The organism is Dolichospermum sp. UHCC 0259 (assembly GCF_009711935.1).
Lineage (GTDB): Bacteria > Cyanobacteriota > Cyanobacteriia > Cyanobacteriales > Nostocaceae > Dolichospermum.
Genome location: NZ_VIKX01000122.1, coordinates 24,182 through 44,714, shown reverse-complemented (window position 1 = coordinate 44,714; position 20,533 = coordinate 24,182). Strand labels below are relative to the sequence as shown.

General features: G+C 35.6%; 5 protein-coding genes. All 5 read left to right on the top strand.

Annotated elements, in window-relative coordinates; all coding sequences use genetic code 11:
* Positions 1-33: 33 nt before the first annotated feature.
* A complete protein-coding gene (locus FJR05_RS09840; RefSeq protein ID WP_217385565.1) occupies positions 34-7,578 on the top strand; it encodes a non-ribosomal peptide synthetase in 7,545 nt (2,514 codons plus the stop codon).
* A gap of 22 nt (positions 7,579-7,600) precedes the next feature.
* Positions 7,601-7,798, top strand: coding sequence for a hypothetical protein (locus FJR05_RS09835; RefSeq protein WP_168643933.1), 198 nt, complete (start codon positions 7,601-7,603; stop codon positions 7,796-7,798).
* A 15-nt stretch (positions 7,799-7,813) separates the two neighbouring features.
* Positions 7,814-11,017, top strand: a complete 3,204-nt coding sequence (locus FJR05_RS09830; RefSeq protein WP_168643932.1) for a non-ribosomal peptide synthetase — start codon at positions 7,814-7,816, stop codon at positions 11,015-11,017.
* A gap of 36 nt (positions 11,018-11,053) precedes the next feature.
* Complete coding sequence (locus FJR05_RS09825) at positions 11,054-15,640, top strand: type I polyketide synthase (RefSeq protein ID WP_168643931.1); 4,587 nt, start codon at positions 11,054-11,056, stop codon at positions 15,638-15,640.
* Between the two features lie 159 nt (positions 15,641-15,799).
* A complete protein-coding gene (locus tag FJR05_RS09820) occupies positions 15,800-20,527 on the top strand; it encodes a non-ribosomal peptide synthetase (RefSeq protein ID WP_168643930.1) in 4,728 nt (1,575 codons plus the stop codon).
* Positions 20,528-20,533: the final 6 nt, after the last annotated feature.

Here is a 20,533-nt window from a genome sequence, read left to right as displayed (position 1 = left end):
CTCCTATCCCTGTTACTTCCTAATTCCTTTTTAGTGGGGGAGTGTGAACAGTTACAAATCAAACTATCTGGTTATAATCAAAATAACTTGCTTGAATTAAAATTGAGTTATGATAGCAATTTATTTGCATCTGATCATATTCAGCAGCTATTAAAACAACTTTGTACTTTATTAGAAAGTGCGATAACTTTTCCTGATTTACCTATTTCACAATTACAAATTCTCAATCAAACAGCAAAGCAAAAATTACTGCGAGAGTTTAATAATACTCAAGTTGATTATAATTACCATCAATGTATTCATCAACTCTTTACTGCAAGAGCAATTAATACACCTGATAAAATCGCACTCATTTTTGAAAACGAAACATTTACTTATGCTCAATTAAATAACCGTGCGAACCAAATAGCAAGATATTTACAAAAATTGGGTGTTGGTTCTGATATTTTAGTGGGTTTATGTGTTGAAAGATCACCATTAATGGTATTAGGTATTCTGGCTATTCTTAAAGCTGGTGGTGCTTATGTACCTCTAGATCCAACTTATCCACAAGAGCGTTTAACGTTCATGTTGGAAAACGCCCAACCCAAGATTTTATTAACTCAATCACATATTAAACTAGAAATACCAACAGATAAAATTCAGGTAGTTTATATAGATAAAATTGATAATTTAATCAATGAAGAATCTCCAGAAAATTTAACAGATACAAGCTATCCCCAAAGTTTAGCTTATGTAATTTATACCTCTGGTTCTACAGGTAAACCTAAAGGTGTGCGCGTCACTCATGCTAATTTGTGCCACTATGTCCAAGCAATGCAAAAGGCTCTAGATATCACCTTTAATGATGTCTATTTACACACAGCATCTCTCGCTTTTTCTTCTTCAGTTAGACAATTATTAGTTCCTCTGACGAGGGGTGCAACAGTGAAAATTGCCACCCAAGAACAGCGTCAAGACCCCTTAGCACTATTTCAAGGAATTAAGCAGTATCAGGTTACAGTTATTGATATTGTCCCTTCTTATTGGCGTAATTGTAATTACATTCTGACTAATTTATCCCCAGATTTAAAAAATCATTTATTAGATAATCAACTGCGCTTAATAGTTTCTGCTAGTGAACCACTTTTATCTGATATTCCTGTTACTTGGAAATTTGACCTGCAACATCAGGCACGTCTAATTAATATGTTTGGTCAAACAGAAACTTGTGGTATTGTTGCTACTTATTCTATTAATATAGAAGTAGAAAAACTTACTAAAATTATTCCTTTAGGTCAACCTATTGCTAATACCCAAATATATATTTTAGATCAACATTTACAACCATTAGCTATGGGTGTCACTGGTGAATTATATATAGGAGGTTGGGGTATAGGACAAGGATATTTACATCGTCCTGATTTAACTGCGGAAAGATTTATTCCTGATCCTTTTAGTCATGAAGCGGGTGTAAGACTATATAAAACTGGTGATTTAGGACGTTATTTACCAGATGGAAAAATTGAGTTTATTGGACGCAGTGATTATCAAGTAAAAATTCGAGGTTTCCGTATTGAATTGGCAGAAGTTGAAGCTCTATTAACTCAATATTCTCAAGTTAGAGAAGCAGTAGTCACAGCACGAGAAAATGAAAATAAGGATAAACAATTAATAGCTTATTTAGTTGCCAAAAATTCAAATACTATAGATTTACATCAACTAAATAGCTTTTTACAGGACAACTTACCTAATTATATGTTGCCCTCTCACTTTGTCATTTTAGAAGCCCTACCCCTGACTCCTAATGGTAAAGTGAACCGTCAAGCATTACCAGCACCAGAAGAATTATCACAGCACAAACAAGGTACTATTATTGCACCACGGACTCCGATAGAAGAAGTTTTAGCGGCAATATGGATCAAAATTCTGGGTGTTAAACAAGTAGGAATTACAGAAAACTTTTTTGAATTAGGTGGACATTCTCTATTAGCAACACAAGTAATATCTCAAATTCGGGAAGCATTTAAGGTTGAATTACCTCTCCGCAGTTTGTTTGAATTACCAACTGTCGCAGAACTAGCACAGCGTCTAGAAACAGCACTAAAAGCAGGACAAAATTTCGCAGTTTTACCCATAGAAAAAGTTACGAAAACAGATACTTTACCATTGTCCTTTGCTCAACAAAGATTATGGTTTTTAGACCAGTTACAATCAGGAAGCTCTGCTTATAATCTCTCTAGGGCTGTAAGACTACAAGGAAACTTAAACATTGCTGCATTAGAACAAAGTTTTAACGAAATTATCCGCCGTCATCAAGCTTTACGTACTACTTTTTTAAGTGTGGATGGTGAACCAAAACAGGTAATTATTCCAGAAGTTAGTATTACTTTGCCCGTAGTTAATTTACAGAATTTACCACCAGAAGAGAGAGAAATAGAAACTAAAAATTGGGAGAAAAAACAGTCGCAATATGCTTTTAATTTAACTATTGCACCATTATTAAATATCTTGCTGTTGCAATTAGCAGAACAAGAGTATATTTTGTTATTTACAATACATCATATTGTGGCTGATGGTTGGTCAGCAGGCGTAATTATTCAAGAATTAGCTGTTTTATATGAGTCATTTTGTACAGGTAAAAGTTATGAATTACCAAGTTTAAATATTCAATATGCTGATTTTGCAGTTTGGCAAAGAACACAGTTACAAGAACAAGTATTTGCTGCTCAAATGGAATACTGGAAACAACAATTAAATGGTAATTTACCAGTATTAGAACTTCCTTTTGCTAAACCACGTCCGAAACAACAAACTTTTACTGGTAAAAAGCAGATATTTACACTTTCTCCTGTTTTGAGCAATCAATTAAAATCTTTGAGTCAAAAACAAGGTGTAACGCTATTTATGACTTTATTAGCAGCTTTTAAAACTCTGCTTTACCGTTATACCGGACAGGAAGATATTTTAATAGGTTCACCTATTGCTAACCGTAACCGTAAGGAAATTGAGGGTTTAATTGGCTTTTTTGTCAATACTTTGGTACTGCGATCGCAACTTAAGGATAATCTGAGATTTACTGATTTGTTAAAACAAGTTAGAGAGGTAACATTAGGAGCATATACTCATCAAGATTTACCATTTGAATTATTAGTAGAAGAATTACAACCAGAAAGAAATCTGATTCATACACCACTATTTCAGGTGATGTTTGCCCTACAAAATGCACCTGGGAATGGGTTACAGTTGTCAGGTTTAAATTTAGAATATTTGCCTATAGAAAATAATACGGCTCGATTTGATTTGAGTTTATCTTTTATCGAGAATGGTGAGAGTTTAGTTGGAGAATTGGAGTATAACAGCGATTTATTTGCTGTTGATAATATTAACTGGATGCTCGGACATTTACAAACTTTGTTAGCAGATATCGTTAAATATCCAGATAAGTCTATATCAGAATTATCTATACTTACACCAGCAGAACAGCAGCAAATATTGAGAGAGTGGAATAATACAGAAGCTAATTATCCTCATGTCTGCGTTCATGAGTTGTTTACCACTCAGGTAGCCAAGACACCAAATGCTGTGGCTGTGGTAGCTGGTTCACAACAGTTAACTTATGCAGAATTGGATAAAAAATCAAATCAACTGGCACGATATTTAACCAGCTTGGGTGTAGGGAAGGAAGTGCTAGTGGGTATTTGTAGCGATCGCTCCCTCTCCATGATTATCGCCCTCATTGCAACTATCAAAGCAGGTGGCGCATACATCCCACTAGATCCTACATTTCCTCAAGAGCGTTTAGGATTCATGTTAGCAGACTCGCAAATCTCAATCTTGCTCACACAGCAATATTTATTACCTCATATTCCCCCTCACAACGCTCAAGTTATTTGTTTAGATAGGGACTGGGAAAACATCGCCATTCAAGCTACAAATAGCCCTAATACCAGCATTCAGACGGATAATTTGATTTACACCATCTATACTTCTGGTTCGACAGGCCAACCCAAAGGTGTACAAATTACTCATAGAAGTGTAGTAAATTTCCTGACTGCAATGCAGCAGCATTTACATTTAACTCAAGCAGATAGTTTACTCTCAGTCACTACCCTATCTTTTGATATTGCGGGTTTAGAAATTTTTCTACCCTTAATAACAGGAGCTAAATTAATATTAGTCAGTCGAGAAGTAGCAACGGACGGTACACAGTTATTACAACAACTCAATAATTCTGCTGCAACCATTATGCAAGCTACCCCTGCAACTTGGCGAATGTTATTAGATGCCGGTTGGGAAGGAAATTCACAATTAAAAATTCTTTGTGGAGGTGAAGCCTTACCTCAAAATTTAGCTGATCAATTATTATCAAAATGTTATCAACTTTGGAACTTATACGGGCCAACAGAAACAACAATTTGGTCAACAATTCAGCCAATTCATGATAGTCAAAAAACCGTTTCTATCGGTCGTCCTCTAGCTAACACCCAAATTTATATTTTAGATAAATCTCTACAACCATTACCCGTCGGCGTTCCAGGAGAAATGTATATTGGTGGTGCTGGTTTAGCACGGGGTTATTTTCAGCAACCGGAATTAACTCAAGAAAAATTCATTTCTAACCCCTTTAATTCCGAGAAATTAATCTATAAAACAGGTGACTTAGCCCGTTATCTTGCCAATGGAGAAATTGAATATTTAGGACGCATTGACTATCAAGTAAAAATTCGGGGTTTCCGCATTGAATTAGGCGAAATTGAAGCTGTTTTAGAAAGCCATTTAGCAGTGCGTCAATGTGTAGTTATAACGTGGGAAGATGTACCAGGAAATCAGCGTTTAGTTGCTTATTTAGTTGTTGAAAACACCACTATTGATGAACTACGTCAATATTTACGGCAAAAATTACCTGAGTACATGATACCCAGTGCTTTTGTCTTCTTAGAATCTCTACCTTTAACTCCTAATGGTAAAGTAAACCGTCGCGCTTTACCTGCACCAGAAAATACTCAATTGGAAACAGATAATTTTGTGCTTCCTCGTCATCCAGTAGAAGAAGTTTTAGCTGCAATTTGGACTCAAGTTTTAAGTGTTTCTCAAGTTGGTATTTATGACAATTTCTTTGAACTCGGTGGACATTCTTTATTAGCAACTCAAGTTATTTCTCGGATTCGGAAAATCTTGTCAGTAGATATATCATTGCAACATTTATTTACATTTCCTACTATTGCCGAACTAGCTAAGGAAATTCAACAAATAAATAGTGAAAGTATTTCGACAATTACACCTGTTTCTCGTGATGGAAATCTACCTTTATCTTTTGCTCAAACTAGGTTATGGTTATTAGAACAACTTAACCCAGATAGTAGTATTTACAATATGCCCGCAGCAGTTCAATTTGTGGGTGAATTGAATATACAGGCATTAGAACAAAGCATCAATGAAATTATTCGCCGTCATGAAGTTTTACGCACTAGCTTTGTTTTAGTTGATGGGCAACCTTTACAGATACTTGTTGATGATATACAGTTAAAAATACCTGTAATTAATTTACAAAATTTGACAAAATCTGCCCAAAAAGAAGCAATTAAATGTTATAATGAAGAGGAATATCGAATACAATTTGATTTGCAACAAGCACCATTATTAAGATGTAAACTATTACAATTAGACCAACAAGAATACATCTTACTATTTACTATCCACCATATTGTTTTTGATGGTTGGTCAACAGGTATAATAATTAAAGAATTGGCAGCACTCTATTCTGCTTTTAGTCAAAATCAAACTTCACCTTTACCAACATTACCTATCCAATATGCAGACTTTGCAATTTGGCAACGTCAACATTTACAAGGTGAAAGACGAGAAACTCTATTTACATATTGGCAGCAGCAATTAGCTAATTTACCTGTTTTACAACTGCCTACAACTCGTCCCCGTGCAGAAGTGAAAACTAACCGAGGTGCTAGTCACACATTCTTAATACCTGCCACAATATCACATCAATTACAACAATTATCACGGCAAGAAAGTGTTACTTTATTTATGACACTGTTGGCCAGTTTTAAAATCTTATTACAACGTTACAGCAATCAAGATGATATTGTAGTTGGTACGGATATTGCTAATAGGAATCAAGCGGAAATTGAATCATTAATTGGCTTTTTTATTAACTTATTAGTCCTTCGCACTGACTTAACAGGAAATCCCACTTTTAGAGAATTATTACAACGAGTTCGCACCCAAACATTAGCAGCTTACGCTCATCAAGATTTACCATTTGACGAATTAGTGAGAGAATTACAACCTGAACGTCAGGTAAGTAATACAGTACCATTTTTCCAAGTGTTATTTGTCCTGCAAAATACACCCAACTCAGCCTTAGAATTACCAGAACTCACCTTAAAATTATTGGAAGTAGAAAGCAAAGTAGCCAGATTCGATTTAGCCCTATTCTTGACAGAAACTGAGCAAGGTATAGCAGGAAAATGGCAATATAACGCCGATTTATTTGCTTCAGATACTATCACTAACTTAACCGAACAATGGCAAACATTAATTAACAGTATTGTTAACCAACCTCAAAACCACATCAATACATTAGAAATGTTAACAGCAACAGAAAAGGAACAACAAACTATGCAACAACAGGAACGTAAAGCAGCTAAAAGACAAAAATTCATGAGCATTGCTCCCCAGGCTGTTAATCTATCAGTAGAGCAATTAATTAAAACAGATTATCTGCAAGCAGGGCAAAAATTCCCCCTCGTAATTCAGCCCCATAGTGCAGAAATTGATATCATATCTTGGACAGAAAATAACCGTGCATATCTGGAAACTGAATTATTCAAACATGGAGCGATTTTATTTAGAGGTTTTGATGTAAAATCAGTTTCAGAGTTTGAAAATTTCGCTCAAACAATTTGCCCTAATTTATTTGCTGAATATGGCGACTTACCCCGCACAGATGAAGGTGGTAAAGTTTATGGTTCTACTCCTTACCCAGCAGATAAAGCGATACTTTTTCACAATGAAAGTTCTCATTTACATTCCTTCCCCTTAAAGATTTGGTTTTACTGTGTTCAACCAGCAGAAAAAGGTGGAGAAACCCCAATTGTTGACTGTAGAAAAGCTTATCAAATACTTAGTCCACAATTACGAGAAAAACTAGCTATCAAACAGTTAATGTACGTGAGAAATTACGCTGAAGGCTTAGATGTGAGTTGGCAGAACTTTTTTCAAACTACAGATAAACAAGAAGTAGAAAATTATTGTCGTCAAGCAAAAATTGAATTTGAATGGTATAATGATAATAATTTAGTTACTCGCCAAATTCGTCCAGCTTTAGCAGTACATCCCCAAACTGGCGAACCTGTATTTTTTAACCAAATTCAATTACACCATATCTCCTATTTAGATACAGATGTTAGAGAATCACTGTTATCTATATTTGGAGAATCGAAATTACCCCGTAACGTTTACTTTGGTGACGGTACACCAATTACAGACGCGGAAATTGCCGAAATTAATGCAGTCTATCAGCAATCACAAATTAGCTTCCCTTGGCAAAAAGGCGACATTATCATGCTAGATAAGTAGGTAAACATAATAAAACCAATATATGTTTAGTTTTGTGAAACCCGTAAAACAACCTATTTGTAAGGCATTCATTGAATTTACATTTCGTCACATACCTTTAAATTTTTCGGTTTACCTACTTAATATGCTGGCTGCTCACGCTAGAAATCCCTATTTGGGAGAGCGTAAAATCGTTGTCGCAATGGCAGAAATGATTAATAGTCAAGATATTCAAAAATAACTGTTCTTTAAAACTATGCAAACTCAAGTAATTAGTGGCTTTCAACTTGCTCCTCAACAAAAAAGACTGTGGAATTTACAACAAAATAGTTCTGCTTTCTGCTCCCAATGTAGTATTTTAATTGACGGTAATCTCCGACTAGAGATACTGGAAAATACTCTTCAGAAAATTATTAATGATCATGATATCTTGAAAACAAACTTTTATTCCTTACCTGGAGCTAAAAACCCGGTTATGGTATTTGGCAATCAGAGTTTATTTGATTGGGAATATTTGGATTTAAGTAATTTATCTCAAGAAGATATTGCTGAGAAAATTCAAGAGTTATTTTGGCAAGCAAGACAGGAATATCAAAATAAATCTCAAGATTTACCACTGCGGTTATGTTTAATCAAATTGTTGGATAATCAACATATTTTCATGATTTCTCTACCTGCTTTATGTGCAGATAATAGAACAATCAAAAACTTGGTTAATCAAATTAGTCAAGGTTATGAAAAATGCTTTAAAGGTAAAGAATTAAATTTAAATTCTGTACAGTATGTCCAATTTTCTGAATGGCAAAATCAATTACTTACAGACGAAGATGCAGCGGAAGCACAAGCATATTGGCAACAACAAAAAATTAACTCTTTATCAGCATTAAAATTACCTAATGAACAGACAAAAAAGAGTAATAAATTTATAACTGATAGGTATAAGTTAGCCATTAGCCAAGAATTATCTGATGCAATTGATGAATTTGCCAAAAAGTATGATATGAAGCTTGATATTATATTACTAGCCTGTTGGCAAATATTGATTTGGCGACTCACAGGAGAATCAGAAATTGTCATTGGTACAGCAGCTAGTCGCCGTGAATATGAAGAACTTAATGATGTACTTGGCTTATTAGCAAATTGGCTACCAATTAAAACTAAATTTACTCCTAATTTAAACTTTATAGAAGTATTAGCAGTAGTCAAACAAACATTAGAAAATGCTACTGAATGGCAAGATTATTTTGTACCTGAAGCTGTAGAAACTGATGGTTTGATAGCATTCCCCATTGGTTTTGAATTTAATAATATTTCTGTTCATAACTCTGATGATATAGAAGTCAAATTTACCTTACAAGAAATCTACAGTTTGATTGAACCTTTTAAAGTTAAATTATCTTGTTTACAGGACAATCATAGTTTAGTTGCAGAGTTTTACTATGATATTAATTGCTTTTCTCAAGCAACAATTCAAAGACTAGCAAAAAATTTTCAAACATTATTGATAAATACTCTCAATAATTCAAATATACCTATTAGTGAATTAGAAATACTCAGCGACAGTGAATGTCAACAATTGTTAGTTGAATTTAATCAAACAAAAATTGAGTATGATCGTGAAAAATGTATTCATGAATTATTTGCAGAGCAGGTAGAAAAAACACCAAATCAAGTTGCTGTAGTGTTTGAAAATGAAGAAATCACATATAAAGAATTAAACTGTAAAGCTAATCAACTAGCACACTATCTGAAAAAGCAAGGGGTACAGCCAGATTTTGTAGTTGGTTTGTGCGTAGAACGTTCCTTAGAAATGATTGTTGGTTTATTAGGTATTCTCAAAGCAGGTGGAGTATATTTACCACTTGAATCTAATTTACCAACAGAAGCTCTCAACTTACGATTACAAGAGGCAAAAACATCATTAGTAATTACTCAGCAATCATTAATTAATCGTTTTGAAAAAGAAAAAGTAATTGCTATTGATGCAGATTGGGAAAATATTGCAGTCGAAAGTAATAAAAATCCTCATACGGAAGTAAAACCGGAAAATCTTGTTTATGTTATCTTTACTTCCGGTTCTACAGGTAAACCAAAAGGAGTGGCCGCAGAACACCGACAATTGTTCAATTATATCAATGCGATAGCTCATGAACTCAACTTACCAACAACTGCAAACTATGCCACCGTTTCTAGTTTGAGTGCAGACTTGGGAAATACAATGATTTTCCCTTCTCTTTGCAGAGGAGGCTGTTTACATATCATTTCCTCAGCACGGGTAGGAAATGCTGTGGAGTTAGCTGAATATTGTCGTCAACATCCGATTGATTGTTTAAAAATTGTCCCTTCTCACCTCGCTGCATTCCTGTCCGCAACTCCATTAGCAGTATCTATTATTCCCCGTCAATGCTTAATTTTGGGTGGTGAAATAGCTAGTTGGAAATTAATTTCTCAAATTCAACAGCAAGCACCAAACTGTCAAATATTTAATCATTATGGACCAACAGAAACCACTATTGGCGTTTTAACTTATGCAGTGGCAAATCAAGATGATGAATTAACTTCCGAGACAGTTCCTTTAGGTCGTCCACTTGCTAATACTCAAGTTTATATCTTAGATGAAGACTTAAAACCAGTCCCTCTGGGTGTACGAGGTGAACTTTATATTAGTGGTGCAGGATTAAGTCGCGGTTATTTAAACCAACCAGAACTCACAGCAGAACGGTTTATTTACCATTCCTTCCTCGGTCAAGATTTACGTCTGTATAAAACAGGCGATCGCGTCCGTTATTTAGAAGATGGTAATATAGAATTCCTGGGTAGAGTTGATAACCAAGTCAAAATTCGCGGATTCCGCATTGAATTAGCAGAAATAGAACTAACTCTGGGTCAACATCCAACTATACAACAAGCTGTAGTTACAGTTCAACAATCTGAAAATAATCAACGCTTAATAGCTTATCTTGTTCCTCAAGCAAAAGCGACAATAAATATTAATGAATTGCGGAGTTTTCTCAAACAGAAACTACCAGATTATATGCTGCCATCAGCCTTTGGTATTCTGAAAAAATTACCTTTAACACCTAACGGTAAAATAGACCGTCAAGCATTACCAGATATTGAGAGTCTCTCTTCAGAATTAGCAGTAAAATATGAACCACCAAAAACAGAAATAGAACAAGCGATCGCTCAACTTTGGCAACAACTTCTGCAAATAGGAAAAGTAGGAATTAATGATAACTTCTTCGATATTGGTGGCCATTCATTACTCCTAGTTCAAGTTCACGCCAAACTTCGAGATATGTTTCCTGTTGATATTGCCATTACCCATTTATTTGCACATCCAACCATTAGTTCTCTATCTGAATATTTAACTCAAGCTCAACCAAAAACAGCGACATTAGTAGAAACTCAACAAAGGGCAGCAAATCGCAAAAATGCTCACTCAAAAAGAAGAAATTAAACATAACTTAAATAATTGAAAACCTTAAATCAAGCCATGAACAACATAGAAAACAAGAACCAAATTTGTGAAACTGATATCGCTATTATTGGTATGGCTGGGAGATTCCCCAAAGCTAATAATCTCGATGCTTATTGGCAGAATCTCCGCGACGGAGTAGAGGCTTTAACTGAATTTACTGATACAGAGTTGCAAGCCCAGGGTGTAGATGCACAACTACTAAATAATCCTCATTATGTGAAAGCAGGATTCGTATTAGAAGATATTGAATTATTTGCTGCTTCTTTCTTTGATTACTCTCCCAGAGAAGCAGAAATTATGGACCCCCAGCAACGGATTTTTTTAGAAGTTGCTTGGGAAGCTTTAGAAAATGCTGGCTATAACACTGAAACTGATCAAGAACAAATTAGTATTTATGCTAGTTCTAGTATTAACACTTACTTTTTATTCAATCTTTTACCCAATTCCGAATTAATTAAATTAGTCGGCTTTGACCAAATCAGACATAATAACCGTGCTGATAACTTAGCCACAAGAGTAGCTTATAAATTAAACTTCAAAGGTTCAGCGATTAATGTTCAAACAGGCTGTTCTAGTTCCTTAGTGGGGATTCATTTAGCCTGTCAAAGCTTACTCAATCATGAATGTGATATTGCTGTAGCTGGCGGAGTTTCCATATCTGCAAATCAAACAACAGGTTATCTTTACCAAGAAGGAGGAATTTTATCATCAGATGGTCATTGTCGCGCCTTTGATGCACAAGCCAAAGGTACTCTTAATGGTAATGGTGTTGGCGTTGTAGTTTTCAAACGTTTGTCAGATGCTATGAGAGATGGCGATCGCATTCACGCTATCATCAAAGGTACGGCTGTTAATAATGATGGTTCTCTCAAAGTCGGTTATACAGCACCTAGTATTGATGGACAAGCCAAAGTCATCACCGAAGCATTAGCAGTATCAGGAGTTGATCCAGAAACAGTTAGCTACATAGAAACTCACGGTACAGCAACAGTTTTAGGCGACCCTATCGAAATTGCGGCTTTAAAAAAATCCTTCTCCCTTTATACTCAAAAACAAAATTTTTGTGCCTTATCTTCAGTCAAAACTAACATTGGACATTTAGATGCTGCTGCTGGTATTGCTGGTTTCATCAAAACAGTTTTGGCATTAAAAAACAAGCAAATTCCACCGAGTTTAAATTTTGCCTCACCTAATCCCCAAATTGACTTTGCCAACAGTCCTTTTTATGTCAATAACCAACTAAAAGAATGGCATTCACCAAACCACCCACGCCGCGCTGGAGTGAGTTCTTTTGGTATTGGTGGCACAAATGCCCATATTATTCTTGAAGAAGCACCGATTATTGAGCAGGGGAGCAGAGGTGCAGAGGTGCAGGGGAGAGGATATCAGTTGTTAGTCATTTCTGCCAAAACTGAATCTGCATTAGAAACTGCTACCCATAATTTAGCCCAACATCTCAAGCAGCATCCTGATGTTAATTTGGCTGATGTTGCGTATACCCTGAGCGTGGGTCGTCGGAGTTTTGAACATCGCCACATAGCAATCTGTGAAAATATTGAAGATGCAATTCAAGTTTTAGAAACTCACAACACCCCATCTTCTCAAGCCGAACATCCTGCAATTATATTTATGTTTCCTGGTCAGGGTTCTCAATATGTAAACATGGGTCGAGAACTGTACGAAACAGAAGCCATTTTCAGGGAACAGGTGGATAATTGCTGCCAACTACTCAAACCCCATTTAGGATTAGATTTACGCCCAATCCTCTATCCCACCACAGCAACTTCCGAAGCAACACAGCAATTAACCCAAACTGCTATTACCCAACCTGCGCTATTTGTCATTGAATATGCACTAGCTAAATTATGGATCACCTGGGGAGTCAACCCACAAGCAATGATTGGTCACAGTATTGGGGAATATGTGGCTGCTTGTCTGGCTGATGTTTTCACCCTCGAAGATGCTTTAGCACTGGTGGCTATGCGGGGAAAATTGATGCAGCAACTACCATCAGGCGCAATGTTGGCTGTTTTCCTGTCAGCAGCAGAAATTAAACCTTTACTGAATGAAAATTTATCTTTAGCTGCCAATAATGCCCCTAGTTTATGCGTGGTTTCAGGAACTCATACAGCAATAGAAGCACTACATCAACAACTTGTAGATAAAGGTGTAGAGTGCCGTAATTTGCACAATTCCCACGCCTTTCATTCCCAAATGATGAATCCCATCATTGAGGAATTTCAAGAGTATTTAAGCAAAATTAACTTACAATCTCCCCAAATTCCCTTTATTTCTAATGTTACAGGTACTTGGATTACAACCGCCCAAGCAACTGATTCTCACTACTGGGGACAGCATTTGCGGCAAACAGTACGTTTTTATGAGGGTATGACTGAATTAGGGAACAAACCAGAGCAAATTTTCTTAGAAGTTGGTCCAGGTAAGGTATTAAGTAACTTAGTGAAACAGCTAGAAGGATCACAAACTATATTATCTTCTCTACGCCATCCTCAAGAACAACAATCAGATGTAGCTTTTTTATTCAACACCCTTGGTCAACTTTGGCAAGCTGGAATTGAGATTAACTGGTCAGAATTTTATAATTCCCAGCCTCGTTACCGCGTTCCTTTACCCACATATCCTTTTGAACGACAAAGATTTTGGATAGAACCACAAACAAAAGTAGACCTGATTTCTCAAGATATCAATGATTGGTTTTACGTTCCTGTTTGGAAACAAACAATACCTCTAAAAACATCTGTTAATAAACAGATGATGCCGGAAAAACAATGTTGTTTAGTATTTATTGATGGTTTAAGAATAGGTACAGAACTTGTTCAAGAATTACAACAACAAGGACAAGATGTAATTATTGTACAAGCGGGAGACAAATTTACTAAACTCAGGGATGGTGTTTATAGTATTCATCCTCAAACTAAATCTGATTATGATGCTTTAATTCAAGATTTGTGCTTGAGTAATAAAATCCCACAAATCATATTTCATTGCTGGGGAATAACTCCAAATAATCAATCTTTATCAGAAATTGATTTTGGTTTTTGGAGTTTACTTTTTCTTGCTCAAGCATTAGGACAGCAGCCTATTAATGATCAAGTGCAAATTATGGTTATTACTAATAATCTGCATAATGTGACTGGAGAAGAAAATTTATCTCCTGAAAAAACAACTGTGTTGGGTGCGTGTAAGGTAATTAGTCAGGAGTTTACTAATATTACCTGCCGGAATATTGATATAATAATTCCTCAGCAGGAACTCAAAAAACAACAACTGATAGAGAAAGTTTTAACTGAACTAATATCTAATTCTCAAGAATTAATTATTGCTTATCGGGGGCAACATCGCTGGATACAAACTTTTGAAAAAACTCAGTTAGAAACAGCCAGTTTAGAAAATTCGCCACTAAGACAAGGGGGAGTATATGTTATTACTGGAGGTCTGGGAGGTATTGGTTTAACACTAGGAGAATATTTAGCCCAAACAGTAAAAGCAAAGTTAGTGTTAATCGGGCGTTCTCAATTTCCCAAACGTGATAAATGGGAAGAATGGCTAATAAACCATGATCACCAAAATCCTGTTATTCAAAACATCAAAAAGTTACAAAATTTAGAAAATATTGGTGCTGAAGTCCTAGTTTTAACTGCTGATGTTACCAACCTAGAACAAATGCAATCTGTTAAAAATCAAGTATTAGCACAATTTGGTGAAATTAACGGTGTAATTCACACCGCAGGTGTAGCTGGTGGTGGGATTATTCAACTGAAAACACCGGAAACAGCCCAAAATGTACTAGCACCAAAAGTCCAAGGAACTTTAGTAATTGATACTGTTTTCTGTAATAAAAAGTTAGATTTCTTTGTTCTTTGCTCATCCTTAACATCAATTCTTGGTGGTTTGGGACAAGTAGATTATTGTGCTGCTAATGCTTTCTTAGATGGATTTGCCCAAAGCAAGTATTTTCAACAAAAACCCCTAACTATCACTATAAATTGGTGTGGTTGGCAAGAAGTAGGAATGTTAGTAAATACAGCTATCCCAGAGGAACTAAAAAACCGCCGCGCACAGCATCTAAATAAAGCTATATCACCCCAAAATGGGATAGAAGTTTTTAGCAGAATTTTACATGGTCGCTTATCTCAAGTAGTAGTAAGCAAACAAAATATTGAGGAACAAATTCAACGAAGTTATGCTAATATAAATTTGGCAACAGAGTTAAATAATCTAGAGCAACAAGTTAGCCAAATAAAGTTTTCTCAACAACTCCATCCCCGTCCTCATCTCCATAATCCTTATGTTGCTCCTCGCAGCATTATAGAACAAAGTATTACGGAATTATGGCAACAGACTTTGGGTTTAGACAAGGTGGGTATATATGATAATTTCTTTGAATTAGGTGGACATTCTCTATTAGCGACTCAGGTAATTTCTCAAGTAAGAAAAACATTTTTAATAGAAATTCCTCTGAGTAGTTTATTTTCTGAAAGTTCTACAATTGCCAATCTAGCTGAGATAGTAGAACACCTAATTTTAGAAAAAATTGCAGATTTATCGGAAGAAGAAGCACAACGTCTTTTGGGCGTTTAGTTGTAGGGTGCGTCAGACTGCATAAATTCTGCAAATAAACGGATTGTTAATATCTGACGCACCCTACCAATGTGCCAGTTGCGTAAGTCCTGTAAGTAATAAAACTAAGCCTAAATTGTAGATATCAATCAAATCTTTTGAATAGCTGAGAGTGGCAATATGTCTGAATCTGATTTACTATTACAAAAAAAAGCTAATTTATCAACAGCTAAAAAAGCTTTATTAGCAAAATTAATGCAAGGTAAATTGCAGAATAATACTATACCTTGTCGTCAACATTCAGATTCAATTCCTTTATCTTTTGCCCAAGAAAGACTATGGTTTCTAGAACAGTTAGATCCAAATCAGCCTCTATATAATGAGCCAACAGCTTTATGCTTACGGGGTATTCTGGATGTATTTGTATTAGAAAAAAGTCTGAATGAAATAGTCCGCCGACATGAATCTCTCAGAACTATATTTACTACAGTAGAAGGAAAAGCAATCCCCATTATTTTCCCTCACTTTAACTTAAATTTACCTATAGTTAGCCTTGAGTTACTAACGCCTCCAGAACAAACAATCGAAGTTAAACGCCTAGCTATTGAGGAAGCTTCGCAACTATTTGATTTAAGTGAAAATCCACTCATCCGAGTTAAACTACTGCAATTAAGCGAAACAGAGTATGTATTACTGCTAACCATGCACCATATTATCTGCGATCGCTGGTCATTTGCAATCTTACTACAAGAACTCACCACTCTTTACCAAGCTTTCTCTAACGGTCAAATTTCACCCCTCAAAGAACTACCAATCCAATATGTAGACTATGCTATTTGGCAAAAAAACTACCTCACAGGAGAAGTTTTAGAAAAGCAAAGATCCTATTGGGAAAAACAACTAGCAGATGCACCTGCTGTCATAGAACTACCTACTGACTATCCTAGACCACCCGTAATGAGTAATCGGGGTTCTCAACTATCTTTTAGTTTATCACCAGAATTAACCCAGGCTCTCAAAACACTTTCACAACAGGAAGAAGCTACTTTATTTATTACTTTACTTACTGCTTTTAAAGTTTTACTTTATCGTTATACCCAACAAACAGATATTTTGGTTGGCACAACTATAGCAGGTCGTAACCGAGAAGAATTAGAAACGCTAATTGGCTTTTTTGTTAATACTTTAGTCTTACGAACTGACCTGAGTAATAAACCGAGCTTTCGGCAACTGTTGCGACAAGTTCGACAAGTAGCTTTAGAAGCTTATGCCCATCAAGATTTACCTTTTGAGAAAATAGTCGAAAAACTCCAACCAGAACGTAACTTTAGCCACACAGCCTTATTTCAGGTGATGTTTCAACTACAAAATACACCAAATAAAACATTAGAAATACCGAATTTAACTTGGGAAAGTTTAGAGTTCCACAATCACACAGTTAAGTTTGATTTGTGTTTATCAATGGTAGAAACTGAACAAGGATTAATAGGCAACTTGCAATACAATACCGATCTCTTTGATGTTTCTACTATCAAGAGAATGCAGGGTCATTTCCAAACTTTACTGGAGAGTATTATTACTAATCCAGAGCAAATAATTGAGGAATTAGCTCTATTAACTAAAACTGAACAAAAGCAATTTCTAGAATGGAATCATACCCAATTTGAATATCCTCAAGACAAATGTATTCATCAACTATTTGAAGCTCAGGTAGAGAAAACCCCCGATGCTATAGCAGTAGTATTTGAGAATGAATCTTTAACCTATCGACAACTTAATGAAAGAGCCAATCAACTTGCGCATTACCTGCAAAAACTGGGAGTAAGTCCAGAGATATTGGTAGGGATTTGTGTAGAGCGATCGCTAGAAATGGTGATTGGACTATTGGCAATTCTCAAAGCTGGTGGTGCTTATGTACCCCTAGACCCCAGCTATCCCCAAGAAAGATTAGCTTTCATGTTAGAAAACTCTCAAGTTTCAGTGTTATTAATCCAGCAAAACTTAGTTGAGAGTTTACCTAATCACCAAGCTAGAGTATTTTGTTTGGATAGCAACAGCCAAGCTATAAGCTATGAAAGTATAGAAAACCCTGTTTGCCATCTTACACCGGAAAATTTAGCTTATGTCATCTATACCTCTGGTTCTACCGGTAAACCAAAGGGAGCAATGAATAGACATCGAGCAATCTCTAACCGCTTGCTGTGGATGCAAGACTATTGCAAATTAACAGCAGCAGACAGAGTTTTGCAGAAAACCCCCTTCAGTTTCGATGTATCAGTTTGGGAATTTTTCTTACCCTTGTTGACTGGTGCGCGTTTAGTAATAGCTCAACCAGATGGACATAAAGACAGCAATTATTTAGTCAATATAATTACACAGAAACAAATTACCACTGTACATTTTGTACCATCAATGCTTCAAGTATTTCTGGAACAATCAGGCGTTGAGGAATGTAACTGTATCAAACGGGTGATTTGTAGTGGTGAAGCATTATCAATTGAACTGAAAAACCGTTTTTTCAAACATTTGGATGCTGAATTACATAATTTATATGGGCCAACAGAAGCGGCTGTAGATGTCACATTTTGGAAATGCGAGAAAGATAGCATATTAACAACTACAATACCTATTGGTTGTCCCATTGCCAACACTCACATATACCTGCTAGATAAATATTTAAATCCTGTTCCCATAGGAGTAGTAGGAGAACTTTATATAGGCGGAGTGGGAGTAGGTAGAGGTTATTTAAACAGTGCAGAATTAACGGCACAAAAGTTTATTCCTGACTTTTTTAGTAATGAACTAGGTGCGCGTCTTTACAAAACTGGTGATTTAGCTCGTTACCTAGCGAACTGGAATATAGAGTTTCTTGGACGTGCAGATCATCAAGTTAAAGTGCGTGGTTTCCGGATCGAAATTGGGGAAATTGAAGCAGCAATTAATCAACACCCAGAAATTAGAGAAACTGTAGTGATAGTCAGAGAAAACAGGCAAGATGACAAACGCCTAGTTGCTTATATCGTTCCTCATTGTACAGAAATCTCTGTCTTAGAATTACGTAACTTCTTAAAATCGAAATTACCAGATTACATGATACCTTCTGCCTTTGTAGTGTTAGAAAAAATTCCTCTCACACCCAATGGCAAAATCAACCGTCGTGGCTTACCTGCACCTGATAGAATACAGCAGTCAGAAGCAAATACTTCCCTAACTTTGACCCCAGTTCAAGAAATCCTCGCTGGTATTTGGGCTGATATTTTAGATATCAAACAAGTAGGGAATGATAACAACTTCTTTGAATTAGGTGGTCATTCTCTGTTAGCAACTCGTGTTATTTCTCAAATTCGCAAAGCTTTCCAAATAGAATTACCTCTGCGTTGTTTATTTGAATCACCAACAGTATCAGAATTAGCTAAAGAAATCGAAAAAGCTACAAAAGCAGAGTTACAACTGAACTTACCAACGATTAAACCTGCTTCTAGATCAGAAAAGATACCTCTGTCTTTTTCTCAACAAAGATTGTGGTATCTAGATCAATTACAGCTTAATAGCACTGCCTTCAACATTTTTGATGCTGTGCATATTGTTGGCTTACTAAATATTTCAGTCTTAGAACAAAGTCTTAATGAAATTGTTCGCCGGCATGAAATTCTTCGTACTAACTTTACTGTAGTTAATGGAGAACCAATTCAAGTTATTGCTCCATCTCTAACTTTAAAAATAAGTATCATAGACATCAGCGAATTAGCAGATAATGAACGGGAGCATACAGCCAATAAATTAGCTCAACAAGAAGCTGTAAAGCCTTTTTCTTTAGATAAAGAATCATTGGTAAGAGTTACCCTTATCCGGTTAACTGAAGCAGATTATATACTGCTTTTGACTATGCACCACATTATCTCTGATGGTTGGTCTACAGGAGTTTTAATTAAAGAATTAGTAGAATTGTATAAAGCTTTCTGTTTGGGTAAACCTTCTCCACTTCCAGAGCTATCAATTCAATATGCGGACTTTGCGATTTGGCAAAATCAGTGTTTCAAAGAAGAGTTATTAGAAAATCAATTAATTTATTGGAAACAGCAACTAAAAAACTTACCAATCCTCAAATTACCCACAGATTATCCTCGACCTAATATTGCTATTTATCGGGGTGCAAAACAAACTTTAACACTCAATCTAACATTAATTGCAGCTATTAAAAGTCTGAGTCTGCGAGAAGGAACTACTATTTTTATGACCCTATTAGCAGCTTTTAAAGCTGTACTGCACTACTACAGTGGTCAAGAAGATATTGTAGTTGGTACTGATGTTGCCAATAGAAATGTATCTGAAACTGAAGGGTTAATTGGATTTTTTGTAAATCAATTAGTATTACGAACTTCTGTTAGTGATAATCCAACATTTTCAGAATTATTACAAAGAGTAAGAGATGTGACTTTAGGTGCATATTCCCATCAAGATTTACCTTTCGATGTTTTAGTAAATACTCTCAATCCAGAACGTAATCTAAATCTGTCACCCTTATTCCAAGCCAAATTCATTTTCGATAATACACAAACACCAACATTAGAACTTCCTGGGTTAACAATCAGTTCGATCCAAATACCTAAAAGCTCAACTCAGCTTGATTTAATTTTGAGGTTAACAGAAACATCACAAGGTATTATTGCTAATTTAGAATACAACACAGATATATTTACATCTGTAACCATTACCCAAATGCTTGAATTTTGGGTAATATTTCTAAATCAAGTCGTAAATAATTCTACTACTAGATTACAAGAATTAGTAGGTGCGATCGCAGCAGTAGACAAAAAACAAAAAAATCTTGCCAAAATCAAGCATAAACAAGATACTCAACAAAAAATTAAAACCATCAAGCGGAAAACTATTAATCATACATCCTAGATAAGA

Coding starts and splice junctions, on each gene's coding strand:
- FJR05_RS09835 (WP_168643933.1), top strand. CDS start 7,601: ATGTTTAGTTTTGTGAAACCCGTAAAACAACCTATTTGTAAGGCATTC.
- FJR05_RS09830 (WP_168643932.1), top strand. CDS start 7,814: ATGCAAACTCAAGTAATTAGTGGCTTTCAACTTGCTCCTCAACAAAAA.
- FJR05_RS09825 (WP_168643931.1), top strand. CDS start 11,054: ATGAACAACATAGAAAACAAGAACCAAATTTGTGAAACTGATATCGCT.
- FJR05_RS09820 (WP_168643930.1), top strand. CDS start 15,800: ATGTCTGAATCTGATTTACTATTACAAAAAAAAGCTAATTTATCAACA.